The organism is Rugamonas violacea (assembly GCF_016461825.1).
Classification (GTDB): domain Bacteria; phylum Pseudomonadota; class Gammaproteobacteria; order Burkholderiales; family Burkholderiaceae_D; genus Rugamonas.
Genome location: NZ_JAEMNU010000008.1, coordinates 36,073 through 61,624 on the forward strand (window position 1 = coordinate 36,073; position 25,552 = coordinate 61,624).

Sequence of the window (25,552 nt, forward strand, 5' to 3'; positions counted from 1 at the left end):
CTCAGTCGTCGTTGGCGAAGGTGGTGTTGGTCATCACGTGTTCGGTCACCTGCTCGAGCAGCGGCCACAGGCGCGCCAGCAGGGCGCCGGCGTGCAGCGCCTCGTCGGGGCCGGGCGCCAGGTCCTCCATCGTCTGCAGCAGATCGGCCATGCCGAGCGCGCCGACGGTGCGCGCCGAGGCCTTGATGCGGTGGCCCAGCGCGCGCATGCCGTCGATGTCGCCGCGCGCCAGCGCCGTGTCCATTTCGGCCAGGCCGTCCTGGGTGGTCTGCAGGAACTTGAAGGCGAACTTGCGCACCTTCTGCGGATGGTAGCCGAGCAGCTTGGCCAGGATGGTCAGGTCGATCACCGCCGGATCGCCGCTCAGCGTGGCCTTGAAGGCGGCCGCCGGCCGCGCCGCCGCTTGCGCCGCCGGCGCCGGCTCGGCGCCGGCGGCGTGTTCGGGCAGCCAGTTGGCGATGGTCTGGTACATCAGCGCCGGCTGGATCGGCTTGGAGATGAAGTCGTCCATGCCGGCCTCCAGGCAGCGCACCCGGTCTTCGCTGGTGGCGGTGGCGGTCATCGCCAGCACGCGCATGCCGGCCAGGCGCGGGTCGGCGCGGATGCGCCGGGTCGCCTCGAGGCCGTCCATCAGCGGCATCTGCACGTCCATCAGCACGCAGTCGAAGGCGGTTTGGCGCAGCAGCTCGAGGGCCTCGACGCCGTTGTTGGCCAGGCACACCGAGGAGCCGACCTCCTCCAGCATCTCCAGCGCGATCTGCTGGTTGAAGGTGTTGTCCTCGACCAGCAGGATGCGGGCGCGCTTGAGCGCGCCCATCACGGCGGCGCTGCGCGCGCTGGCCAGCAGCGCGGCGGCGGCGTCGTTGACCTGGTGGATCAGCGCCGGCACGGCGCCGTGCGCCACGCCGAGGCGGGCGGTGAACCAGAAGGTGCTGCCCTCGCCGGGCCGGCTGGCGACGCCGACGTCGCCGCCCATCAGCTGGGCCAACTGCTTGCAGATCGCCAGGCCCAGGCCGGTGCCGCCGTACTCGCGGGTGGTCGAGGTGTCGGCCTGCTGGAAGGACTGGAACAGCTTGTCCATCTCGGCCTCGGACAGGCCGATGCCGTGGTCGCTGACCTCGAAGCGCAGCAGGCAGCTGGTGGCGTCGCCGACCACCTGGCGCACGCGCACCTCGATGCTGCCCTTCTCGCTGAACTTGATGGCGTTGTTGGTGTAGTTGATCAGCACCTGGCCCAGCCGCAGCGGGTCGCCGCGCAGCATGGGCGGCAGGTCCGGCTCCAGCTCGAAGACCAATTCGAGCTCGCGGCTGGCCGCCTTCGGCGCCACCACCGTGGTCAGGGTCTGCATCACGTGTTCGAGCGAGAAGTCGACATGCTCGATCTCCAGCTTGCCGGCCTCGATCTTGGAGATGTCGAGGATGTCGTCGATGATGCCGAGCAGGTGCTCGCCGGCGAAGCGGATTTTTTCCAGGTAGTCGCGCTGGCGCGGATCGAGGTCGGTCTTCAGCGCCAGGTAGGCCATGCCGATCACGCCGTTCATCGGCGTGCGGATCTCGTGGCTCATGTTGGCCAGGAACTGGCCCTTGGCCTGGCTGGCCTCCTCGGCCAGCTGCTTGGCCTGGCCCAGCTGCTCGGTGCGCTGGGCCACCCTTTCCTCCAGATGCTCGTTGAGTTCGCGCAGCGCGCGCTCGGCCTGCTTGCTGTCGGTGATGTCGATCGACATGCCGATCAAATAGGCCGGCGCGCCCTGCTCGTCGTAGACCGGCTTCTTGAACACGCGCAGGTGGCGCTGCTGGTTCAGGTGGCGGTTCCAGATCAGCTCCTCGAAGTCGATCAGCACGCGGCCGGCGAAGGCGGCGCGGTCCTTGTCGCGGTAGCGCGCCAGGGTCTCCGCGCTGTGCATGGCGCCGTCGTCGCCGTCGGCCAGCTCGGCGAAGGTGAAGCCGAACTGCTGCTCGCAGGCGCGGTTCATCAGCAGGAAGCGGCCGGCGCCGTCCTTGATGAACAGGCCGCTGGGCATCATCTGGATGATCTCCTGCAGGCGCTGCTCGCTGCGCCGCAGCGCGTCGGCGCTGCGTTTGCGCTCGCTGATGTCGGTCAGGCTGGCCACCACCAGCGAGACGCTGGCCGCCTCGTCGCAGATCGGCTCGGCGTTGACCGACAACCAGGTCAACGTGCCGTCGGCCTGGCGCACGCCCATCACCGCGTCGCGCACCGACAGGCCCGAGGCCAGCGCCAGTTGCACCGGGTGGCTGGCCGGGTCGACCGCGCTGCCGTCCTCGCGCACGCCGTCCCACAGGCGGGCGCCGGCGGCGTCGGCCAGCATGCGCACGGCCGCCGCGTTGCTCTCCAGGATGGCGCCGTCGGCGTTGAGCACCACCAGGCCGTCGCTGACGGCGTTGAAGATCGAGGCCATCCGCTGGCTCGAATTGCGCAGCGCCACCTCGGCCAGGCGCCGCGCCGTGATGTCGGTGACCATCGCCAGGGTGCCGGCGTAGGCGCCGTTGTCGGCGTTGATGACGGTGGTCGACAGCAGGCCCCAGACCGAGGCGCCGTCCTGGCGGAAGAAGCGCACGTCGCTCTGCCCGGCCAGGCCGCTGGCGCGCCGCCGCAGGTGCTCCTGCAGCAGGGCGTGGCCCTCCTCGTCCATGAACTCGCGCATCGGCCGGCCGGTCATCTGCTCCGGCTGGTAGCCGAGCATGCGCGCCATGGTCGGATTGACGAAGCTGGTCAGGTCGTCGGCGCCGGTCATCCAGACGCCCTCGGCGGCGGTCTGGACGATCAGCCGGTAGCGCTCCGAGCTGGCGTGCAGGGCCTCCTCGGCGCGCTTGCGCTGGGTCATGTCGCGCAGCGCCAGCACGGCCAGCTCCTCGCCGGCCAGGGTCAGCGGCGACAGGTGGACCATCGCCGGGAAGCGGCTGCCGTCGGCGCGCTGCGCCGTCAGCACGCGGCCGGGCAGTTGCGGCCGGGCGAACAGCTCGCGGCCGCGGCCGTTGCTGCGCATGGCGTCGGGCACCAGCTGGTCGAGCGACAGGCCGGCCAGGTCGTCGGCGCAGTAGCCCAGGCAGCGCAGGCAGGCGGCGTTGGCGTGGCGCACGCGGCCGGCCTTGTCGGCCAACAGCATGGCGCCCGGCGTGGCGTCGACGATGGCGCGCACGCGCGCCTGCTCGGCGGCGTGGCGCTCGCCGATGTCGCTCAGCGTGCCGGCGGCGCGCAGCGGCCGGCCGTCGGCGTCGCGCTCGACCACCATGCCGCGGCCGAACATCCACTTCCAGCCGCCGTCCTGGCAGCGCATCCGGTATTCGCTGGAGAAGGCGCTGTCGGCGCCGGCCGCCGCGCCCAGGTAGCTGGCGATGTCGCGGCTGACGCGGGCGCGGTCGTCCGGGTGGACGTGCTCGATCCACTCGGCCGCCGACGGCGCGAAGGCGCCCGCCGGGTAGCCGAGCAGTTCGCCGTAGCGCGGCGACAGGGTCAAGCGCTGCTGCGCCAGTTGCAAATCCCAGACGCCCTCGCCGGCGCCCTGCAGGGCCAGGCCGGCCAGGCGCTCGGCGCCGTCCAGCCGGGCCTGGGCGCGGCGCAGCGCGGCGGCCAGGCGGCGTTGGCGCAGCAGGCCGAAGCCGCCGCCCAGCAGCAGCAGGGCGGCCAGCGCGGCGCCGCCCCAGCGCGCCAGCGACGGCGGCGCCGTCGGCGCGTAGAGGAAACCCTGCAGCGAGAAGCCGGCCGGCAGCATGCCGATCTCGACATAGGTGGCGGCGATGGCGCGCCAGCGCTCCGGATTGCTGTAGCCCAGCTCGATGAGTTCCTGCTCCAGCAGCGGCGCGGTGGCCTGGGCCTCGAACAGCAGGTGCTCGCGGCTGTGCCGGTGCGGGTAGCGGGCGCGGATCAGGTCGGCGATCTCGCCCCGGTGGGCCATGGCGTAGCGCCAGCCGCGCAGGGTCGCCGCGCGCATCGCGGCGGCGCGCGCCGGATGCTCGCGCAGCTCGCTCTCGGTGGTGTACAGGTTGTCGCCGTAGAAGTCGACCCCGGCCGCGCGCGGCGACACCAGCTCGTAGCCGACGTTGGCGTGCTGCAGCAGGAAGGGCTCCTCGGTGCTGTAGGCGGCGTAGGCGTCGACCTTGCCCTCGATGAAGTCGTCGAGGCGGTAGCTGTGCGGCACCAGGAACAGGCTGTCGAGGCGCACGCCCTGCTTCTTCAGGTAGGCGGTCAGTTCCTCGTTGTTATTGGACAGCATGACGCGGCTGCCGCCCCAGGGCCGCCGCTTGCCGTCGGCGTCGAGCCGCACCAGCAGGGCGGCGCCGGAGTGCTGGAAGATCGAGGCCAGCACCACCACCGGCTGGCCCAGGCTGCGGCTGAGCAGCAGGCTGCTGCTGCCGGTGCCGTACTGGGCGTGGCCGTCGACCACCTTCTGCACCGGGTCGACGCCCGGCTGCGCCTCGACCAGCGAGACGTCGAGGCCGGCCTCGCGGTAGTAGCCCTGGTCCTGCGCCGCGTAGTAGCCGGCGAACTGGAACTGGTGCTGCCACTGCAGTTGCACGCTGACCTTCTCGGCCGCCAGCGCGCCGGCCGGCGCCACGCCGAGCCAGACCCAGGCCCAGGCCGCCACGCAGGCGGCCAGGCCGCGCCCGGGTGGCGGCCGGCGCAGCGCGCGAGGTGACAAAAGACGGTGCAACAAGAGCTTCCCTTTCAACGTCGAAGTGGCCGGCGCGGCGCGGCGGCGGCGCCCGGTGGCTGGCCGATCCGGGCCACTATAGCATCGAAAAATTGCCCACAGTGTTAACTTTTCGCGCGCTGTGGCGGGGTCGATTTCGGCCTGAAAGTTTCGCCGAAAAGTCGCCATTCGCCGGGCCGGAAGTGACAAACGGAGAGATTCGGCGCGGCCGAAACATGCTAGGCGGGCGGGCGCCGGCGGCGCTGAAAGGATATTTCATCGCAAGCCAGTAAATGAAATATTCTTTCAGGCGCCGCCGGGCCGGCCGGCCTCAGGCGAAACTGCCGGCGAACTGGTAGCGGTGGCCGGGATGCCACATGGTGGCGATCGAGGCCACCCGGCCGGCCGAGCGGGTCTGCCGCTTCAGCACCAGGCAGGCCTGGCGCGTGTCGATGGCCAGCATCTCGGCGATGTCGCGCGGCGCCGCCAGCGCCTCGATGCTGTAGGTGGCGCCCTGCAGCGGCGCGGCCGCCATCAGGTACTCGTTGGGGGTGATGCTGGCGAAGTCCTGCTGCATGTAGTCGGGCGCGCACAGCGGGTTGACCCAGCGGTCCTCGACCTGGATCGGCACGCCGTTCTCGTAGTGTACGATGATCGAATGGAACAGCGGCTGGGCCGGCGCCAGGTCGAACTGCTTGGCCAGCAGCTCGCTGGCGCGGCCCCGTTCGAGCAGCTGCAGGCTGGAGCGGTGGGCGTGGCCACGGGCGCGGATCTCGTCGGCGATGCTCTTGATCTCGAGCAGCGTGGCCTGGTATTTTTGCTGCGCCACGTAGGTGCCGGCGCCCTGCCGGCGGGTCAGCACCTGCTCGGTGGTGAGCTCGCGCACGGCGCGGTTGACGGTCATGCGCGAGACGCCGAACTGCTTGACCAGCGCCTGTTCGGACGGGATCACGTCGCCTTCCTTCCAGGTGCCGGCGGCGATCTGCGCCAGCAGGTAGTCCTTGATGCGCTGGAAAATCGGGGTGTGCTCTTGCGTTGTATGGTCGTCCAAACGGCTTCTCCGAAGGCGCGCCCGAGCTGGGCGGCTGCGGCCATTCTAGCATCGCCGGCGCGGCGGTCCTAGTGCCGGGGCCGCCCGGGACGGGGCCGGGCGGGGCGAATTCAAAAGCAAGCAACGGAGTGGCGCACGCCGCGCCGCTGGCTAAGATGGCGGTATTGAACATCATCCGAGGGAGCAGCAGAATGAAGCACAGCCTGATGAAAAGCCTGACGCCGGCCGCCGGCCAGGGCGCCGCGCCGGCCGCCTACCGCAGCGACGAGCAGCGCTGGGCCGCCGTGCAGGCGCGCGACGCCGGGGCCGACGGCCAGTTCTACTATTCCGTGCGCAGCACCGGGGTCTATTGCCGGCCGTCCTGCGCGGCGCGGCCGGCCTTGCGCCGCAACGTCGCCTTCCACGCCAGTTGCGCCGCCGCCGAGCTGGCCGGCTTCCGCCCCTGCCTGCGCTGCAAGCCCGGGCAGCCGCCGCTGGCCGAGCGGCAGGCCGCGCTGGTGGCGCAAGCCTGCCGTCTGATCGACCAGGCCGAGCAGGCGCCCGACCTGGACAGCCTGGCCGCCGCCGTCGGCATGAGCCGCTTCCACTTCCACCGCGTCTTCAAGCAGCACACCGGCCTGACGCCGAAGGCCTGGGCGGTGGCGCAGCGCGCCCGCCGCATGCAGGACGGGCTGAACCGGGAGTCGTCGGTGACCGAGGCGATCTACGCCAGCGGCTTCAATTCCAGCGGCCGCTTCTACGCCGCCTCGCCGGCCGCCCTGGGCATGACGCCGAGCGCCTTCCGCGCCGGCGGCAGCGGCGCGGCGATCCGCTTCGCCATCGCCGCCTGTTCGCTCGGCGCCATCCTGGTGGCCAGCACCGACAAGGGCATCTGCGCCATCCTGCTGGGCGACGACCCGGACGCCTTGGCGCGCGACCTGCAGGACCGCTTTCCGCGCGCCGAGCTGCTCGGCGCCGAGGCCGACTACGAGCAGGTGGTGGCGCGCGTGGTCGGCCTGGTCGAGGCGCCCGGGATCGGCCTCGATCTGCCGCTCGACGTGCGCGGCACCGCCTTCCAGCAGCGCGTCTGGCAGGCGCTGCGCGAGATCCCGGCCGGCCGCACCGTCAGCTACACCGAGCTGGCCGCGCTGGTCGGCCTGCCCAAGGGCGCGCGCGCCGTGGCCGGCGCCTGCGCCGCCAACGCGCTGGCGGTGGCGATTCCCTGCCACCGCGTGGTGCGCAACGACGGTGGCCTGTCCGGCTACCGCTGGGGCGTCGAGCGCAAGGCCGCGCTGCTCGAACGCGAGGCCGGCAAATGAGCGCGGCGGCGCGGGTGGCGGCCATGGATTGGCCGGCGATCCAGGCGGCGCTCGATGAATTCGGCTGCGCGCTGCTGCCCGGCCTGTTGTCCGCCGCCGAATGCGCCCAGCTGAGCGCCTGCTATGCCCAGCCCGCGCTGTTCCGCAGCCGGGTGCTGATGCAACGGCACGGCTTCGGCAAGGGCGAATACCAGTACTTCGCCTATCCGCTGCCGCCGCCGGTGGCGGCGCTGCGCCGGGCTTTCTACCGGCCCTTGGCCGACATCGCCAACCGCTGGCAGGCGGCGCTGGGGCTGGCGCCGCGCTTCCCCGCCGAGCACGCCGACTATCTGGCGCAATGCCACGCCGCCGGCCAGTCGCGCCCCACGCCCTTGCTGCTGGAGTACCGCGCCGGCGACTACAACTGTCTGCACCAGGACTTGTACGGCGACCAAGTCTTCCCGCTGCAGGTGGTGGTGCTGTTGTCGCAGCCGGGCGAGGACTTCGACGGCGGCCAGTTCGTGCTGACCGAGCAGCGTCCGCGCATGCAGTCGCGCGCCGAGGTGGTGCCGCTGGCGCGCGGCGACGCCGTCCTCTTCCCGGTGGCGCAGCGGCCCGTGTCGGGCGGGCGCGGCGTCCACCGCGTCAACATGCGCCACGGCGTGAGCCGGCTGCTGGCCGGCCGGCGCCACACGCTGGGGCTGATCTTCCACGACGCCGCCTGAACCCGGCCGGCCCGCGCCGCCCGGGCCGCCCGGGCCGGCGGCGGCGCCCATGCGGCGGAATTGTTGCAATACGCACACAATTGCATAATTGTTTGTGTTGACAAAAAAAGATTTCAAATCGATTATCTGGGAGTGCGCCATGCTCGGGCCCGCCCTGGGGTGGCGCCGTGCGCCGTGCGCGCCGGAGGCCGCAGCGGCCTCGTTGCGGTCTTTTTAAGTGGTCGAATAGATAATCAGGAACGCATGACGCAACCAGAGAAAGAGCTGCCGCCGGGATTGATTTGCTTGTGTGTCGTGGCCGCCCATTATCAGATCGCGGTCAACCCCGCCCAACTTGCCCATATCGCCGGGGGCGGCCAGGATTTCAGCAGCGACGATATTCTCTCCAGCGCCAAGCTATTGAACTTCAAGGCCCGCGTGGCCCGGTTCCGCCTCGACCAGTTCGCCACGCTGCCGGTGCCCGCCATCGCCGAGGTGGCGGGCCTCGGCCACATCCTGATTTCAAAAATCCAGGACGGCAAAGTCATCTATATCGACCCGGCCAACGCCCAGTCGCCCCAGATCGCCGGCGTCGCCGAGTTTCACGCCGCCTGCGACGGCAGAGTGCTCCTGTTCCGGCCCGGCCAGGCCGGCGGCGACGAACACGCGTCGTTCGGTCTCGGCTGGTTTGTCAGCGCGGTCCTGAAATACCGGACGGCGTTGGCCGAGATCTTTATCGCGGCCTTCTTCATCCAGCTGTTCGCGCTCGCCACGCCGCTGTTCGTCCAGCTGATTATCGACAAGGTCCTTCTCCACGGCAACGTCGACACGCTCAATGTGCTGGCCTGCGGGATGTTGATCGTCATCCTCTTCGAAATGATTTTCGTCGCCCTGCAGGGATACATCCTGGCGCACACCTCGAACCGGGTCGACGCCCTGTTGGGCGCCAAGGTGGTGCGCCATTTGCTGCGCATTCCCTTGCGGTATTTTGAAAACCGGCGCGTGGGCGACACGGTGGCCCGCGTGCGGGAGCTGGAGAACGTGCGCCAGTTCATCACCGGGTCCTCCATCACGGCGATCTTGGACGGTGTGTTTGTGCTGGTGTTCTTGCTGGCGATGTTCTATTACAGCAAAGAGTTGACGCTGCTTACGATGACGGCCATCCCCTTGTTGATCGGGCTGACCCTGATTGTGCGATCCATGATGCGCAAACGCTTGAATCACCGCTTCAACTGCGGCGCCGACAGCAACAGTTTTCTCATCGAGGCCGTCACCGGCATCCACACCTTGAAGGCGTTGGCGGCGGAGCCGCAAATGCAGAGGAAATGGGAGGTGTTGCTCGCCAAATATTCCAGCGCGACGTTTAGCACCGGCACGCTCGGCGCCTTCGGCGGCGCGCTGGGGCAGGGGATAGAACGCTGCATCGGCCTGCTGGTCCTGTGGCTGGGCGCCTCCCTGGTCATGCAGGGCAAGCTCAGCGTCGGCCAGTTGATCGCCTTCCAGATGCTGTCCGGCCGGGTCACCCACCCGATCGTGCGCATCATCGAATTGTGGCAAGGTTTTCAGCAGGTCGCCGTGTCCGTCGAACGTCTTGGCGACTTGATGAACACCAAACCCGAGGTGCTCGCCCTGGGTGGCAAAGTCGCGCCGCGATTGCACGGCCATGTGCGCCTGGAGAAGCTCAGTTTTCGCTATGAGCTCGGGGGCAAGGAGGTGCTGTCCGATTTATCGCTGGATGTCGCCGCCGGCACCACGGTCGGCATCGTCGGCCGTAGCGGCTCGGGCAAAAGCACCCTGGCCAAGCTCTTGCAAAGCCTGTACGTGCCGCAGGGCGGCCGCATCCTGATCGACGGCCTGGACGTCCAGCAGTTCGACCTGGGCTTGTTGCGGCGCCACATAGGCGTGGTGCTGCAGGAGAATTTTCTCTTCAACGGCACCATCGCCGAGAATATCGCCACCCAGGCGCCGCACGCGCCGTTCGAGGCCATCGTCGAAGCGGCCAGGTTGGCCGGCGCCGACGAATTCATTTGCGAGCTGCCCGACGCCTACCAGACCAAAGTGGGCGAGCGCGGCGTCGCGCTGTCGGGCGGACAAAGACAACGCGTGGCGATCGCCCGCGCCTTGCTGGGCAATCCATCCATTTTGATTTTCGACGAGGCCACCAGCGCCCTGGACTACGAATCCGAACGGATCATCCAGCGCAACCTCGACAAGATATGCCAGGGCCGCACGGTGTTCATCATCGCCCACCGCCTGTCGACCATCCGCCACGCCGACCAGATCGTGGTGCTGGATGGCGGCGCGCTGCGCGAGCAGGGCAGCCACGCCGAGTTGATCGCGGCGGGCGGCATCTATGCCCATCTGTATTCGCTGCAGGCCGGGAGCGGGCATGAATAGCCTGGCGTTTTGGCGCCGTCCGCTGCGTTCCCGCTTGCGCGCGGCCTGGTCCGGCGTGGCCGATACGGCCTTGCCGGGCGGCGCCTTGACGGCGCGGGAGCGCCGCTTTTCCCCCCAGGTGCTGGATATCAGCGAAGCGCCGGCGGCCAAGGAATACCGCATCGTTTTGTGGGCCATCGTCGGGCTGACGCTGGCCATGCTCGCCTGGTCGCTGGTCGGCGATCTCGACGTGGTCTGCAGCGCGCCCGGCCGGGTGGTCGCCGACGGCGCGGCGGCGAGCATCCAAACGGCGGAGACCTCGATCGTCAAGCAGATCCACGTCAAGGAAGGACAGCGGGTGCGTCGTGGCGATGTCCTGGTCGAACTCGACGCGGCGCAGCGGCAGGCCGACGTGGCCGGTTTGGCCGGCCGGCAGGGCCTGACCAGTTTGAGTCTGCGGCGGCTCAAGGCGGAATTGGCCGGGGCCTCGAGCGCCGGCGTCGTCGAGCAGTCCAGGTCGGCGCAGGAGAACGCCCGGGAGCGCGCCTTGATGGCGGAGCGGGGCGCCGCGTTCGCCGCCAAACTGGCGGCGGCGCGGGCCGAGATCCTGGCCAAAAGCCGCATCGTCGACGTCGAGACGGCGCTGCTCGCCAAGACGGAAAACAGCGCCAACGCGGCGCGCTTGAAAGAAGTCCAGGCGGCGCCCTATGTGGGCAAGGTCCTCAGCCAGTTCGACTATGTCAGGTTGGAGGAGGCCGCCAGCGCGGCCGCCAGCGACATGGCGGCCCAGCGCCAGCGCCTTGCCGCGGCCGAGCAGGAGGTGGCGACGAGCCGGCAGAAACTGGTCGAAATCGGCCATGATCGCAAGCAGCAAATCCTCGGCGAAATCGGCGAGAAGTCGGCCAATCTGGAGGCGCTGGCGACCGATGGGGCAAAGGCCGAGGACCAGTTGAAACGGAAGAAGTTGAGCGCGCCCATCGACGGCACCATCCAATTCGCCGAGGCGAACACCGCCGGCCTGGTCTTGAACGCCGGGCAGACCATCATGACCGTGGTTCCCGACCGCGCGGCGCCGCTGATCGAGGTGGTCCTGAAAAACGAGGACATCAGCCAGGTCAAGATCGGCCAGCGCGTCAGCATCAAGGTCGACGCCTTTCCATTCCACCGCCACGGCGTCATCGCCGGCGACATCATGTTAATCAGCCCGGACGTGCCGGAGCGCGATCGGGCCATCGACAGAACGCCGCGCGAGGACGCCGAGAAAAAACGCAACCCCGGCTATCGTTTGTACATCCGGCCGTCGAAGAACCATTTTGTGGTGGATGGCAAGGTGGCGCCGCTGCTGTTGGGGATGTCGATCGTCGCCGACGTCAATCTGGGCAAGCGCAAGATTTACCAGTATCTGACCTCACCCATCTCTGAAAGCGTGGCCAACTCGCTGTCGGAAAGGTAATATGCGAAATATCAAATCGACACTGTTTTTCTTGGTCGCGCTCGGCTGCGGAACGGCCCACGGGGACGGCGCCCCACCGCCATCGAAAACAATTCCTGGGAACGAAAATAGCGTGAAATTTACTTTTGGCGGTTTGCATAGAATGCCGGACGGGAAGATCGAAATGAACGAGTCCTCCCTCATCAGCAGGAAGAAATTCGACGGCTTTGGCTGGGTGTTGAAAATCGCTCCCGCGCCGACCAGCCGGCGCTGGAAGGAGGCCTTGTACCTGCCGGCGCCGGCCGCCGGCTGGCGGCAACCGCCGGAGGGCATCCGCTACGAGGACAACGGCAGCATCGCGATCCGCGACGGGACGATGGCGCCGGGCGAGGAATTTTTGGGCAAGATGTGGTCCATCCTGCCCGAGGATGTGGCCGGTAGATACAAGCTGGTTTTGTTTATTGATGGAAAAGAAGTGCGGACTGAAAAATTCTCCATCAGCGATTGAGGCGGTTTTTCCCTGCATTCCCCTGTTTTTCCCGTGTTTCACCCTACTGTGTTTCACCCTCTATTGGAGCGCAATATGCCTGGCACCTACGACATCATCCAGTCCCAACTGCCCCTGGTTGGCGGCCTGGGCGGCCATAACCTGATCGCCATCCGCGACCCCGGCGGCAATATCATCCGGGAATATAACGGTCTGGCGACGTCGTCCGACGGCACCATCAAGGCGGTCGGCTACCTGCCGTCGGACATGCTGAAGGTCTACGCTTTTGATTCCGCGCGGTATTACTCCACCGACCAGCATCAGCAGGTGCTGTTTTCCACCAATAACTATTCCGAGATTGTCGACCGGATGGGCGCCATGAACCAGGCGGCCGGGGCCATGAACGCCGCCAACCTGAGTTATCCGTTTTTGGGCTTCGGCAAGAACAGCAATTCGGTCGACTCGACGCTGATATCGGCCATGGGCCTGGCCGAGCGGCCGATTCCGAACGGCGCCTGGATCATGCCCGGGGTCGGCGATATTTTGCTGCCCGACGCCGCCATCAACGCGATCAAGCAGAACAACAACATCAATTCGAACTACCTCAACGGGGCCAACACCGGCTCGCAGTTCGACAACTCCTGGCCGACCCCAAGCTACGGCGACGCCTTCAATAATTTCGTTTCCTGATGTAAATGATCGCCGACTTGCTCCTGCCTTTCAGCGTGCGCCGGTATGCGCGGGCGCAGCTCATATTGGCCGACGCCGAAGGCTTGTTCAGCGAGCGGGAAATCCTCGAGCGCTACGCCTTCGGCATCGATACGACGGGCGCGGGCGGCGCTTTTTCCGCCGATGAAAAACTGTTCCACGCCGAAAGATATGGTGGCAAGGGCTTGCGCACGAATGGCGGCGGGGTGCGTTGTGGCGTCGACGGCGACTGGTTGGTCAAGGGCGTGGGTTGCAACCAGCTGTTGGGCGAGAACATGAATTTTTGGTCCGCCCACGGCAGCCTGTCCTTGGCCGACGCCATCGGCGAAGCCTTATGGGCCAAGCTGCTGCAGCGCGCCTTGCCGTTCGGCGCGGTGCGCATTCCAGCCGTGATCGCCACCGGGGCGGCCAGCTGGGTGCGGGGGCCGCAGGGGGAAAAGCTCGCCACCAAGGGGGCCCTGCTGCTCAGGCAGGCGACGCATCGACTGGGCAGTTTCGAGCGCGCCGTCTACTTCCGCCCCGATGCGACGGCGGCGCCGATCGCCTTGTCCGACGCCGACCGGGTGCGGCGGGCGATCGCCGAGTTGCCGCGTCTGCTGCCGCGCCCACCCGCGCTGGGACAGCACGCCTGGGCCGACATGGACCTCAGCGAGCGCCTGTGCGCCGGCCTGCTGGAGATGGCCAGGCGATTTGCCGCGCAATTGGCGGCCGCCGCCGCCAAGCGCATCATGCACGGCGCGATGGTCTCGTCGAACATCGCCCTGGATGGCCGCTGGCTGGACCTGGGCTCGGTCACCGGCCTGCCCCGCTATGGCATTTCCAGGGTCTTCAAGACCTCCTTCTGGAACGAATATGTCCGCTTGATGGCGGGCATCAAGGATGTCGTCTTCTACATCAAAAAATACACCGATCCCGCATTGTTGACCCGGCCGCAGCTGTTGAGCGGCCTGGAAATGTCCGTGAAGGTGTTCTTTTATCAGGAGTTGGGGTTTCGCTTGCAACTGCGCGCCGGTTTTCCCGAGCAGGCGCTGCGCAAGCTGAGCTGCCATCCCGCCGTCGCCGCGCTGGGCAAGCTGTTCGTCGCGCTGGCGCAGGCCGGCACCAGCGTCGACGTGCCGGCCGGCCCGGCCGATCCGAATGCGATAGGCGATTACGACTTCGGCGCGATCGCCAAAATCCTCGCCGGCGGCGCCGACCGGGCCTGCTGCGAACCGCGTTTGCGCGGGGCGATTGGCGATCCGCGACTGCGGCGGCAAGTGCTTGAGCAGTATGTCGAGGTGGCCGAGATGCTGCGCCGCGAAGCCGCCGGGCATGGCGTCGACAAGCTCAACTTTTCCCGCCTGTGCGCCCTGAACGCGATGAAATCGGCGACCGACATGCATTTCTTCAGCCGCTCGGCATTGAACGCGCATGTCCGCGCGGTGATCGAGCGCGAAGCCGATGAGCGCCAGCTGCGGCAGGAGTTCGAAGCGCTCGCCGCGCACCTGGGCGACCAGGCCGACATGGTGTTGGCCGACACGGCCGGCTACCGCTGTGTCGTTTGGCGCGACGGCCGGTTGACCGTCGAGTTCGACGCGGTGCGGGGGCGCTGGCTCAGCGTGGTCGGCGGCGCGCGCGTGGCGCGCGACTGGGACGCCATCCTGGGCGACGCCTGCGCGGATTTTCCGGCCCCCGCCATGCGCCGGTATTGGGGCGACGATTTTCTTTGGTCCATGCCATGAGTAACTTCTATTCCAAATTTTCCGTCAGCGCCGGTTGGGGCTTCGAGCGCTATCACGAGCAGATCGGCTTCGCCGCCTTCTTGATGGCGCAAAGTCCGCAGGCCCAATTGATCGAGTTGCGCAGCGTGCGCGAATGGGTCGAACCGGCCATCCGCCACCGCCAGATCATTTTCGCCTTCGACGCCTTTGGCGCCCCGGCCGGTTTCGTCATATGGGCGACCTTGGCCGAGGACGTCGAACGGCGCCTGCTCGACGACCCCTCCTCGACGCTGCACGAAAGCGAGTGGAACGAAGGGGACAGGTTGTGGATTCTGAGCTTCGTGTCGCCCTTCGGCGACGCCGCCAAGATGGCCAGCCACATCAGGAGGACATTTTTCCACCACCACGCCGCCGCCTATTCGCTGCGCCGCAGCCCGAAGGGAAGGCAATCGAATGTGGTCGTTTGGAAGTTCCGCAAGCCGAAAGAATGAGGATTTTTTTTGAATAAGACTGGCCTGCGCGCGTATCTATTGTGTTCGACCCTGTTGTGCGCCGCCGCGTCGGCCGGCGCGATCGATTTGGCCCAGGCGGTCGACTTGGCGGCCGCCCGCGACCCCGGCTTGCGGGCCGGCCGGCACGCCTTCAACGCCAACCAGGAGTTGACGCAGCAGGCCCGCGCGGCGATGCTGCCGACCTTGAGCATCGTCGGCACGCCGAGCCACATCAAGGGAACCATTGCCTTCTTCGACTCCGAGCCGGTGCCGCGTTCCTTCAACTCGACGACCTGGAACATCAAGCTCAACCAGCCCGTCTTCCGCGCCCAGCACTGGATCGCCTATTCGCGTTCGGCCGCGCAGGTCGCGCAGGCGGAAATCCGCTACCGCATCGCGCAGCGCGACCTGTCGCTACGCATCTGCCAGGCCTATTTCGACATGGTCACCGCGCAGGACGACGCCATCGTCGCGCTGAGCCAGGAGCTGCTGGCGCGCGACAAGGTGTCGCTCGGACGGGACGGCGTGGTGATCGGCCAGGCCAGCTTGACCGAGCTGGGCGAGTCGCAAATCGCGCTGCAACGCAGCCGGATCGATCGACGCAAAATGCTCGGCGCGTATGCGGAAAAGAAAAGCGACTTGGAGAGCCTGGTGCGCGAACCCGTTGCGACGATAGTCAAGATCTCGAACAAAAAAAACCTGGAGTTTGCGCCGCAGTTGTTGAGCAGCGTGGAGCAGTGGACCGCGCAGGCGGAGGACAGCGCGCTGGAGGTGCAGTTGAAGGCGCTGGCCGTCGTCATCGCCGCCTACGATGTGAAGATGCAGTGGGCGGCGAACCTGCCCACGGTCGACCTGACGCTGACCAGGGGGCGCTTTGTCGAGGGCGGCAATATCGATCTGCCGCTGAGCGCGAGCACGGTGACGCGCTCCACGGTGCTCGGGCTGCAAATCAATATCCCGATCGTCAACGGCGGCGACACGCTGTCGCGCATGCGCCAGACCGGCGAGTTGAAGGCGCAGGCCGAGGAAGAACTGGAGGCGGCGCGTATCGAAACCCGGCAAAAGGTCAAGAACGCGGTCGCCGCCTTTCGGCGCACGGAGAGCCAGATACAGGACTTGCTGGTCGCCGTGCGCCTGGCGGAGGACTTGCTGGTCGAGGCGGAGTCGGCATATACAATGGGCGCGCGGACGCAATCCCACGTGGCCAACGCGCAGTTGCGCGTGCAGGCGCTGTATCGCGATCTGAACCGCGCCCGCTACGAGGCCTTGTTGCAGGGCATACGCTTGAAGGCTTTCGCCGGCAGCCTGTACCCCGAGGAATTCGCGCAGGTCGGGAAAATGATCCGCCAGAACGGCGAGGCGTATCGCAGCGAGGAGTTTGACCGGCTCAGCGAGCAATGAGGCTCGCCGCCGCTTGGCTCGCGGCGGCGGCCACCTATCGAGTCACCTGTTTGGAAGGATAGCGTTATGCGTATGAACCCGGCTGTTGCGACGATACTGGCCATTTCCATGTTGGCGCTGGCGCCGGGCTGCGCGCCGCAGCCGCATCGCGTGCATGTGCGTCCCGAAGTGATCGGCACCCTCAGCAAGGGCGGCGTGCCGGTGGCGCATGCCGATGTCCTGATCGGCAGCAGCGCCGAGTACCAGGCGCCCTGCAAGGACCAGCGCAAAGTCGCCACGACCGGCGAACGGGGCGAGTTCAGGATCGCGCCGGTGGAGGAGGAGGAGCTGTTCGGCTCCCCGCTCAACCCGCCGGCCACGGTGCAGAGATTGAACAATGTGTGTTTTCAGCTGCCCGGGGAGGCGGTCTGGTTTGGCGCCCAGTTGGTGACCCGGCAAAGCCAGGCGAGCAGCATCAAGCTCGCCTGCGATCCGCTGTTGCCGAAAAAAGAATCGGTGATTTCCATGCCGCAGATCTGCCACTAGCGGCGATGGCGATGGCGATGGCGGCGCGGCGCGGCGCCGTCCGGCTGGGCGGCTAGACCGGCTGCGCCTCGCCCTGCACGCTCTTCTGCGTCTGGTACAGCCGCGCGTACAGGCCGCCCTTGGCCAGCAGCGCGGCGTGGCTGCCCATCTCGGCGATGCGGCCGCCGTCGAGCACGACGATGCGGTCGGCGTTCTCGATGGTCGACAAACGGTGCGCGATGACCACCGTGGTGCGGCCTTGCATCAACACCTCCAGCGCCGCCTGCACCAGCCGTTCCGACTCGGTGTCGAGCGCGCTGGTGGCCTCGTCGAGGATCAGGATGGGCGCGTCCTTGTACAGCGCGCGGGCGATGGCCAGGCGCTGGCGCTGGCCGCCGGACAGGCGCAGGCCGTTCTCGCCGACCGCCGTCTGGTAGCCCTGCGGCTGGCGTTCGATGAATTCGTGGGCGTGGGCGGCGCGCGCGGCCGCCTCGACCCGCGCCAGCGACGGCGTCGGGTCGCCATAGGCGATGTTGGCCGCCAGCGTGTCGTTGAACAGCACCACGTCCTGGCTGACCAGGGCGATCTGCCGGCGCAGCGCGGCCAGCTGGTAGTCGCGCAGGTCGACGCCGTCGAGCAGGATGGCGCCGCTGCTGACGTCGTAGAAGCGCGGCAGCAGGCTGGCCAGGGTGGTTTTTCCGCTGCCCGAACTGCCCACCAGCGCCACGGTCTCGCCGGCAGCGATGTCGAGCGAGACCTGGTGCAGGGCGGGGCGGCTGTCGGCGTCGCCGGCCTGGTAGTGGAAGCCGACCGATTGCAGCGACAGGCGGCCTTCGGTGCGCGCCGGCGCCAAGGTGCCGCTGTCCGGCTCGGTGGCGATGTCGATCAGGCCGAACACCGATTCGGCGGCGGCCAGGCCGCGCTGCAGCGGCTCGTTGACCTTGGTCAGGTTCTTGATCGGCGACTGCATCGCCATCAGCGAGCCCATGAAGGCGACGAAGGCGCCGGGCGACAGCGCGCCGGCTTGGGCGCGCAGCAGGGCGAAGTAGATCACCGACGACAGCGTGATGCCGACCAACAGCATGATGACGCCGGAGTTGAGCGCGGCGGTGGCGGCGTGCTTGACGGCCAGTTGGCGGTTCAGCTTGACCACCCGGTCGAAGCGGCGCTGCTCATACGGCTGGCCGCCGAAGATCTTCACCACGCGCTGGCCGCTGATGCTTTCGTCGAGCACATTGGTCAACTCGCCCATGGCCTGCTGGGCGCTCTGGCTCAGGTGGCGCATGCGGCGCCCGGCGAAGGTGACGATGATGGCCACCAGCGGCAGCAGGCCGAGGCAGAACAGCGCCAGCTGCCAGTCGATGGCGAACAGCGACAGCAGGTAGCCGACCGTGGCCACCGAGTCGCGCACCAGCACGTTGAGCACGTTCAGGCCGGCCTGCGACACCTGGCTGGCGTCGTAGGCGATCTGCGACAGCGTGGTGCCGGTCGAGGAGTTGTCGTAGAAGTTGTTGGGCAGGCGCAGCACGCGGGCGAACATCGACTCGCGCAGATTGGCCTGCACCCGGCTGCTCAGCCAGGCCGCGCCGTAGTCGCCGGAGAAGGTCGACAGCATGCGCACCAGCGCCAGCGCGCAGATGATGGCGGGGATGGCCCACAGCGCCGCCTTCGACGGATCGTTCGGCAGCAGCACATGCAGCCAGCCCTGCACCACGCCGAGCAGGCCGCCGGCGGCGCCGCCATGGGCGCCGGCCATGCCGGCCATGGCGTTGCCGGGCGCCAGCGCGTCGACCACGTTTTGCAGTTGGCGGATCAGCAGCACGTCGGTGGCCGAGGCGATGGCCACGGCCAGCAGCGTGGCACCGACGATCAGGCCGTAGGGGCGGAATTGCAGCAGCAGGCGGAAGTAGAGTTGACGACTTTGCACGGGGGACGGGGAGTGGGCGGGGAAGGCTGCATTGTACCCGCCTTGCCCGGGAAGCAGCGGCGGCGCTGTGTTGCGAATCCGAAACATTGCGCGGCGCGGACCGGCTTCTACGGCGGCGCGAAACTGGCTACACTCTCCTCCATGCTGCTGAACCGCCGCGCCGGCCGGCGCGGCTTCCGAACGGAGAGAATCGATGCGCCTGAAACCCCTGCAGTGTTGCCTGTCTGTCCTGGCCGCGCTGGCCACCCTCGCCGGCGCCGCCGGCGCCGCCACCGTGATCGACAACGCCAAGGGCCACACCCTGAACGCCGCCGGCAAATTAATCAGCTTCTCCTCGCTGGCCTTCGACGACGCCGGCAAGATCATCGCCGTCGGCGACGCCAGGCGGGTGGCCGCCAAGGCGCCCGGCGCGCGCCACATCGACCTGGGCGGCAAGAGCCTGCTGCCCGGCCTGATCGACGCCCACGGCCACGTTTTCGGCCTGGGCCAGATCGCCGCCGGCATCGAGTTGTACAGCTCCACCTCGCTGGCCGGCGCGCTCAACAGCGTGGCCGAGTTCAGCCGCGCGCAGCCGCGGCGCAGCTGGTTGATCGGCAATGGCTGGAACCAGGAGATCTGGCGCCTGGGCCGCTTCCCCAGCGCCGCCGAGCTCGACACCGCCGAAGCGGCGCGCCCGGTCTGGCTGCGCCGGGTCGACGGCCACGCCGGCTGGGCCAACAGCCGCGCGCTGCAATTGGCCGGCATCACGCGCGAGACGCCCGATCCGGCCGGCGGCAAGATCGAGCGCGACGCCGCCGGCGAAGCCAGCGGCGTGCTGGTCGACGGCGCCATGGAGCTGATCGACCGGGTGCTGCCGGCGCCCACCGTGGCCGACCGGCGCGCCGCCCTCGACGGCGCCCTGGCCGGCCTGGCGCGGGTCGGCCTGACCAGCGTGCACGACGCCGGCATCGGCGTCGGCGAGGACGCGCTGTTCCGCAGCTACGCCGACCAGGGCAAGCTGAGCGCGCGGGTCTACGCCATGATCTTCGACACCGGCGCCGACTTCGACGCGCTGTCGGCCAAGGGGCCGCTGCACGGCTACGCGCGCGACATGTACGCGCTGCGCGCCGTCAAGCTGCTGTCCGACGGCGCGCTGGGCAGCCGTGGCGCGGCGCTGCTGGCACCCTACAGCGACATGCCGTCGACCAGCGGCCTGCTGTTCCACCGGGACGCCGAGATGCGGGCGCGCATGGAGAAGGCGATGAAAGCCGGCTACCAGGTCAACGTGCACGCCATCGGCGACGCCGGCAACCGCCAGATCCTCGACGGCTACCAGGCGTTGATCGCCAAGTACCACAACGGCGCGCTGCGCCATCGGGTCGAGCACGCCCAGGTGGTGGCGCCGGAGGACATCCCCCGCTTCAAGGCGCTGGGCGTGATCCCGTCGATGCAGCCGACCCACGCCACCTCGGACCAGAACATGGCCGAGCAGCGCGTCGGCCCGCAGCGCATCAAGGGCGCCTACGCCTGGCGCAGCTTTTTGGCGCAAGGCTCGAAGATCGCCTGCGGCTCGGACTTCCCGATCGAATCGCCCAATCCCTTCGAGGGCATCCACGCCGCCGTCACGCGGCAGAACAACGCCGGCGTGCCGGCCGGCGGCTGGTACAAGCAGCAGGCCATGACGCTGACCGAGGCGCTGCGCTGCTTCACCCTGGACGCGGCCTACGCGGCGCACCAGGAGAAGGTGATCGGCTCGCTGGAGGCGGGCAAGTGGGCCGACTTCATCGTCACCGAGCAGGACTTGTTTACTGTGCCGGCCGAACAGATCGGCAAGATCGAGGTGCTGCAAACCTGGGTGGCGGGCAAGCGGGTGTTCCAGAAGTAGGGCGGGGAGGGGCGGTGGCTCAGTCGTTTTGTGAAAGTGCCGCCGTCTCCGCGCGCTGTAGCGCTAACTCGCGACTACCGGTGCCGCCACTGGACCTGCGCCGCTCGGTAACCTGCGGGGGCACTCTGCATTGAGGAAGTTCATCACATTGACACCGCCTACGCTGGCCTCTGCAAATGCCACTGGACGAGCAAGAGACGGCAAATCTGCCGAAAAGGCTAATTCCTCAGGGCGCAATCGAAGTCCATTAATGCTCGAACGCACGGCTTCGATATGTTCATCGCTCGCTCCTCCCCTGTGCTTAAGCAGAGCGCAAACATCATTTCCCCATACAAGATCTTGGTCACGTGCTTCCCATGTGTCTAACTGCACGAGCGGAAGACCAACAGCTCGAAAAATTTCAGAAATGAATGTTGCGCAGGTCAAACCGTCACTTCCCCGAGGTGCTGTGTAACGGCCATTGGCATCAAAGTAAGCGTCTGCCCAGTGACGTCTTGAGTGGTTTGGTAATTTGATTGATGATGGCGTCACACCGCTGGGAAGCGGCGTAATCTCAGCGGGCTGCTGGCAGGTTGCAGTTCCAAGGCAAGAAATCATCAACCCGGTTGACGGGATGATCGGCAATATGCGTCAGCACGTGACGCAACCAGGCTTCGGGGTCGACACCGTTCAGCTTGGCCGTGCCGATCAGCGAATAGATCGCGGCGGCGCGCTCGCCGCCGCTGTCGGCGCCGGCAAACAGATAGTTGCGGCGGCCAATGGCCACGCCACGCAAGGCGCGTTCGGCCGCCGAGTTATCAATCTCGACGGCGCCGTCTTCGCAGTAGCGCAGCAGCGCCGGCCACAGTTTGAGCGCGTACAGGATCGCCGCCGCCGTGTCGGACTTGCGCGAGAGCGTGTCAAGCGTGGTGCGCAGCCAGCGTTCCAAGTCATCGAGCAGTGGACGCGAGCGGGCTTGCCGAACTTGCCGCCGTTCGTCGGGCGGTTTGCCCCGGATCTCGGCCTCGATTACATAGAGCTCCGCGATTCGGCGCAGTGCCTCGGTGGTCAGCGGCGTCGGTCGCGCCGCATGCAAATCGTGGAATTTGCGCCGCGCGTGCGCCCAACAGGCCGCTTCGTGGATCGTGCCGTCTTCGAACAAGACGTTGAAGCCGGCGTAGGCATCTGCTTGCAGCACGCCCTCGAACTTGGCCAGGTGTGTTTGTGGATGAATGCCCTTGCGGTCGGGCGTGTAGGCAAACCAGACCGCCGGCGGCGAGGTGTCGCCCGAAGGCCGGTCGTCACGCACATAGGTCCACAAGCGCGCCGTCTTGGTTTTGCCATTGCCCGGCGCCAGTACTGGAATCGGGGTATCGTCGGCATGCAGCTTCGATGCGGCCAGCACGTGGCGTCGAACGGCGTCGACCAGCGGACGCAGCAACGCGCTGGCGGCGCCGACCCAGCTCGCCAGCAGCGCGCGGTCAAGGTCGACGCCTTCGCGGGCGTAGATGACGGATTGACGATACAGCGGCAGATGATCGGCGAACTTGGCCACCAGAATATGCGCCAGCAGACCAGGGCCGGCGATGCCGCGTTCGATCGGTCGGCTCGGCGCCGGTGCCTGGATGATGGCATCGCAGCAGGCGCACGCCAGCTTGGGGCGTACATGTCGGATCACGCGGAAGCTGGCCGGTGTGAACTCCAGTTGCTCGGCCACGTCCTCGCCCAGCGGGCGCAGGCCGCCTCCACAGGCCGGGCAGGCATCGACCGTCGGCGCATAGACCTTCTCGTCACGCGGCAGATGATCGGGCAAAGGCCGGCGCACCGACTTCTTGCGCGGCGCTTGGTCGGCCGCCGGCATCTCGCGCGCCGCCTCGGCCTCGTCGGCCTGCAGGTCTTCCAGTTGCAATTCCAGCTGCTCGATCTGATGGTCCAGCTTTTCCGACTTGCGGCCAAACTGCATGCGCCGTAATTTGGCGATCTGCAGCTTGAGGTGTTCGATCTCCACGGCACGCGTGTTCAGTTGCTCGCGCAAGCCTTCCACCACCTCGTCTTGGGCGAGCAGCAGCGCCTTCAAGGCGGCGATGTCGTTGGGCAGGTCGGCTGGGCTGAGCATGCGCCAAGTTTACGCGAGCCCTGCAACGTTTACAAGGCCGACGTTGGTTTCCAGGTCCGTTCCGGCCGCCGCCAGTCTATGCCTTCAAGTAGCATCGACAGCTGCGCCTGCGTCAGCGCCACAGAACCGTTGCTGGCCTGTGGCCAGATGAAGCGACCGCGCTCAAGCCGCTTGGCCAACAAGCACAGGCCATCGCCGCTCCACCACAATAATTTGATCAGGTCGCCGCGCCGGCCACGAAACACAAACACGTGGCCGCTGAACGGATCTTCCTCCAGCGCCGTTTGCACTTTGGCAGCTAGGCCATTGAAACCGGAGCGCATGTCGGTGGTGCCGGCGGCAAGCCACACCTTGGTGCCGGCGGGCAGCCCGATCATCGCAGCACCCGATCCAATACTTGGGCCAGCGTGGCCGCGTTGGGCTGGCCTTCGATGCGGACACGGACTTCGCCCAGCTCTAACACGATGGTGCCGCCGGCGTCGCCATCGGCATCGGTGTTGTTCGGTGCGGGCGCCGACGGCGCCAGCACCACCGGCAACAAGCCATCGGCGCGCATCAACGCCGGCACACCGAGGCGGCCTTGCTGATACAGGCGGCGCCAGCTAAATACCTGGTTGGCGTTGACGCCGTGTTCGCGCGCGATGCGCGCGACCGAGGCGCCAGGTTCGAGCGATAACGCCACCAAGGCGCGCTTGAACTCCAGCGGATGCTGGCGATAGTGGCCGCGTGCGTTCTTTGAAATGACCGGTTGAAAATTTGTGTCCATAATCAGAATTTGTGGGCACAAATACTGTGCCAAAATTCGATCATGATTGACGGTGTTCAGGCAGTCCAGACGGCGCTAGGAAGACGCTTACGCATCAAATGAGCCATTGGCCGCAAGCAAATTGATACCGAAGTTAATGCTTGCCTTTCGGCTGGCCACAGCCCGCGCAATGGCAACCAAAATCTTGGAATTTGTCTTCTGGAACTCGGGAATCGTTGCTATCCAGCACTGATTCAAAATTGGGAATGATTCAGCAACAACATCCCGATGAAATCGAAGGTGTAAGAGTTGGACTCCATCCTTAGCCGAATGAAAGGCGAGTCCGATGTGGCTTCCGAATGCTCCTCGGGTCAAACCAATAGCGATTTGATCCCTAGAGAAAGTAAGGCTGGTGGAGTTGGCAAAGGCCATTCGGAAGTCAGACAGTTAGCCCTACGAGTACTTCGTCGGGATCAAGGCCGAAACGGCGCAGTGCGGCGGGCGCTTCACCTAAGGCATGCGCCCACCCCGGAACTGCATCTCTATTTGCAGCAGTTGCACGTAGCACGGCGACAAGGTGTTCGGCGTTCACACTATTCGAGGCGACACCTCTGAGATCCAGACCCGTTGGCCCGTGCTGAGTCATCGCCTCGAACACGTATTCAACCGTTTCGCTAATGGAGTCAACATCCGTCGATCCATGAATGGAGAACAAGTGCTGCTTCCATTTGGACGCCGACTTCAATGCTGCCGATTCCTGGACACGGGCCTGAAACACCTGCGCAGACGCAGCTTGACCAGGATATACAGCTGTGTTGTCCAAGTCTGGCCGCCCCCAGTTCTGCGCGCTAACCGACTCATGACCCAGGCGTGGCAATGACGCGCGGCTGGTGTGGGTAGACACATTTTGGGAGCCAACAGATACGTCGACAAATCCGGCCAGAGACGAACGAAGATCATTCATGATGTCCTCTTCCAAATTTCTGTTTGTAAAACCGACGACGTTGCATCAGCAAATCCATGCGTAATCCACTCATGCGCGGTATCAAACCAATTTCTCATCGAGCCTTCCGGCGACGTTACCGGAATGCCACGGGCAATCATATCAAGGCGCACGATCTTCTCGTGCGTCGAATCATTCACGGCGGATTGAGCTACAACATGCAGGCGACCTGCTCCATCTGGAAGTGAGTATGAAGTAGACCAGCTGAAGCGTTCTGGCTCGGGAAGGAATCGGTCTGCAGAAGTACTCCGGACATGGTCTACAAACATGTTGTTCGCATCAACGTGATTGAGCCCGTTTGATCCGGAAATGAAATTTACATAGGTCAGGTCAAATTGCCGGAGAACAGGCCTGCTAACATTAACATCGTCGAGAAATTTCATGAACGATTCGAAGTAGGTCTCAAAATCTCCGATGACCTTTTCATAGCTAGGGTAGACGTTCTGATCAAGTGTTCGTTTCCAGTTGAACAAGAACCGATCTTGCTGAACTTGGATTAAATTGCAGCCGTTTTCACTGATCATCCAAGTCCGACGAAGCGGGGGGAGATCGCTCCACGCATATTCTGGAATTGCGTTGCCATCTTGCTCAACCAGGGGCGCAAGAGGTGGCGCGTCGCTTGCGGACGGAAACTGTGTTTTGACACGGTCCCAAAAAGCACCGATGTGCACCGTTTCGATTGGCCCGGGACTCGCAAACAGAACGCCGCACGCGACCTCGAAAACTGGTGGGCTGTCGAACTTAACTGGAGTTCTCATAGCTTGGGATTCAATCGATCCAATGTGGTTAAAGATTGGAAAATTATCACGAACTGCAATCTGTAAGTGAACACTCGAAAACGGATAATTTTACGTAACTTACCACAGAAATTCATGCCCCTGTTGTGCGGTATACGCAATGCAGCAATTACCCAGAAGGAAAAATTGTGGATGTGGCGGAATTCTATTTTTCTTGGCTATGAGGTAATAATTTCGTCATTCCCCGTTCAATCCGTCGTTTCCCGTCAGGATAGGATCGCCCCGGAGGCTGGAGGGGCGTAGTATTTTTATCAAAAAAGAAACAAAAAACCGGTTGACTTGGTTGTATAGACAACCTATCCTTCAAGGATGCGCGGGCCGGCGCATGGATCGTCGTGTCCA

At 66.1% G+C, this 25,552-nt stretch carries 21 protein-coding genes; 11 read left to right on the forward strand and 10 right to left on the reverse strand.

From position 1 onward, the window contains the following. Window position 1: 1 nt before the first annotated feature. Together H7U20_RS01735 and hutC are read right to left on the reverse strand one after the other, a co-directional pair. Complete coding sequence (locus tag H7U20_RS01735) at window positions 2-4,657, reverse strand: PAS domain S-box protein (protein ID WP_199517892.1); 4,656 nt, start codon at window positions 4,655-4,657, stop codon at window positions 2-4. Window positions 4,658-4,979: 322 nt separating this feature from the next. Continuing rightward, complete coding sequence (gene hutC, locus H7U20_RS01740) at window positions 4,980-5,699, reverse strand: histidine utilization repressor (RefSeq protein WP_199517893.1); 720 nt, start codon at window positions 5,697-5,699, stop codon at window positions 4,980-4,982. A gap of 206 nt (window positions 5,700-5,905) precedes the next feature. Between hutC and ada the strand changes: the two genes are divergently transcribed. The 10 genes from ada to H7U20_RS01790 all read left to right on the forward strand — a co-directional run bounded on the left by ada (window position 5,906) and on the right by H7U20_RS01790 (window position 16,800). Next, the gene (gene ada / locus H7U20_RS01745) at window positions 5,906-6,997 is read left to right on the forward strand and encodes a bifunctional DNA-binding transcriptional regulator/O6-methylguanine-DNA methyltransferase Ada (protein ID WP_199517941.1); all 1,092 of its coding nucleotides are present in this window, start codon (window positions 5,906-5,908) and stop codon (window positions 6,995-6,997) included. Beyond that, on the forward strand, window positions 6,994-7,701 hold the full coding sequence (locus H7U20_RS01750; RefSeq protein ID WP_199517894.1) for a 2OG-Fe(II) oxygenase: 708 nt from the start codon (window positions 6,994-6,996) through the stop codon (window positions 7,699-7,701). The genes ada and H7U20_RS01750 overlap by 4 nt, the downstream gene beginning before the upstream one ends. Before the next feature lie 63 nt (window positions 7,702-7,764). Then, entirely contained in the window at window positions 7,765-10,077 is a 2,313-nt protein-coding gene (locus tag H7U20_RS01755; protein WP_199517895.1) for a peptidase domain-containing ABC transporter, read from the forward strand. After that, a complete protein-coding gene (locus H7U20_RS01760; RefSeq protein WP_199517896.1) occupies window positions 10,070-11,509 on the forward strand; it encodes an HlyD family type I secretion periplasmic adaptor subunit in 1,440 nt (479 codons plus the stop codon). The genes H7U20_RS01755 and H7U20_RS01760 overlap by 8 nt, the downstream gene beginning before the upstream one ends. Before the next feature lies 1 nt (window position 11,510). Further along, the gene (locus tag H7U20_RS01765) at window positions 11,511-11,996 is read left to right on the forward strand and encodes a hypothetical protein (RefSeq protein ID WP_199517897.1); all 486 of its coding nucleotides are present in this window, start codon (window positions 11,511-11,513) and stop codon (window positions 11,994-11,996) included. Window positions 11,997-12,071: 75 nt separating this feature from the next. Continuing rightward, a complete protein-coding gene (locus H7U20_RS01770; protein ID WP_199517898.1) occupies window positions 12,072-12,665 on the forward strand; it encodes a hypothetical protein in 594 nt (197 codons plus the stop codon). A gap of 17 nt (window positions 12,666-12,682) precedes the next feature. Continuing rightward, complete coding sequence (locus tag H7U20_RS01775) at window positions 12,683-14,404, forward strand: hypothetical protein (protein WP_199517899.1); 1,722 nt, start codon at window positions 12,683-12,685, stop codon at window positions 14,402-14,404. Then, window positions 14,401-14,874 carry a toxin-activating lysine-acyltransferase gene (locus tag H7U20_RS01780; protein ID WP_199517900.1) on the forward strand — a complete coding sequence of 158 codons (474 nt, stop codon included), beginning with the start codon at window positions 14,401-14,403 and terminating at the stop codon, window positions 14,872-14,874. The genes H7U20_RS01775 and H7U20_RS01780 overlap by 4 nt, the downstream gene beginning before the upstream one ends. Before the next feature lie 9 nt (window positions 14,875-14,883). Next, a complete protein-coding gene (locus tag H7U20_RS01785; protein ID WP_199517901.1) occupies window positions 14,884-16,275 on the forward strand; it encodes a TolC family protein in 1,392 nt (463 codons plus the stop codon). A gap of 66 nt (window positions 16,276-16,341) precedes the next feature. Next, entirely contained in the window at window positions 16,342-16,800 is a 459-nt protein-coding gene (locus tag H7U20_RS01790) for a hypothetical protein (RefSeq protein ID WP_199517902.1), read from the forward strand. A gap of 52 nt (window positions 16,801-16,852) precedes the next feature. Here the strand turns inward: H7U20_RS01790 and msbA are convergent, their stop codons facing one another. Further along, entirely contained in the window at window positions 16,853-18,706 is a 1,854-nt protein-coding gene (gene msbA / locus H7U20_RS01795; protein ID WP_199517903.1) for a lipid A export permease/ATP-binding protein MsbA, read from the reverse strand. A gap of 193 nt (window positions 18,707-18,899) precedes the next feature. Here msbA and H7U20_RS01800 point away from each other — a divergent pair, with 193 nt between their 5' ends. Beyond that, window positions 18,900-20,570 carry an amidohydrolase gene (locus H7U20_RS01800; protein WP_199517904.1) on the forward strand — a complete coding sequence of 557 codons (1,671 nt, stop codon included), beginning with the start codon at window positions 18,900-18,902 and terminating at the stop codon, window positions 20,568-20,570. 553 nt (window positions 20,571-21,123) lie between these two features. On the opposite strand, the gene tnpC is transcribed toward H7U20_RS01800, so the two are convergent. The 7 genes from tnpC to H7U20_RS30050 form a co-directional block, all read right to left on the reverse strand. Beyond that, entirely contained in the window at window positions 21,124-22,665 is a 1,542-nt protein-coding gene (gene tnpC / locus H7U20_RS01805) for an IS66 family transposase (RefSeq protein WP_199517905.1), read from the reverse strand. Window positions 22,666-22,694: 29 nt separating this feature from the next. Then, window positions 22,695-23,042, reverse strand: a complete 348-nt coding sequence (gene tnpB, locus H7U20_RS01810; protein ID WP_199517906.1) for an IS66 family insertion sequence element accessory protein TnpB — start codon at window positions 23,040-23,042, stop codon at window positions 22,695-22,697. After that, a complete protein-coding gene (gene tnpA / locus H7U20_RS30845; protein WP_370593046.1) occupies window positions 23,039-23,464 on the reverse strand; it encodes an IS66-like element accessory protein TnpA in 426 nt (141 codons plus the stop codon). Before tnpA ends, tnpB begins: the two co-directional genes overlap by 4 nt. A 54-nt stretch (window positions 23,465-23,518) precedes the next feature. Next, window positions 23,519-23,842 (reverse strand): hypothetical protein, encoded by a 324-nt coding sequence (locus H7U20_RS01820; RefSeq protein WP_199517907.1) that lies wholly within the window; start codon window positions 23,840-23,842, stop codon window positions 23,519-23,521. Window positions 23,843-23,849: 7 nt separating this feature from the next. Then, window positions 23,850-24,389 (reverse strand): hypothetical protein, encoded by a 540-nt coding sequence (locus tag H7U20_RS01825; RefSeq protein WP_199517908.1) that lies wholly within the window; start codon window positions 24,387-24,389, stop codon window positions 23,850-23,852. After that, window positions 24,371-25,171: a TIGR04255 family protein gene (locus H7U20_RS01830; RefSeq protein WP_199517909.1), complete on the reverse strand. Its 801-nt coding sequence runs from the start codon at window positions 25,169-25,171 to the stop codon at window positions 24,371-24,373. The genes H7U20_RS01825 and H7U20_RS01830 overlap by 19 nt, the downstream gene beginning before the upstream one ends. Before the next feature lie 184 nt (window positions 25,172-25,355). Further along, window positions 25,356-25,552, reverse strand: a 197-nt coding sequence (locus tag H7U20_RS30050; protein ID WP_233410433.1) for a hypothetical protein, incomplete at its 5' end; no start/stop codon positions are given.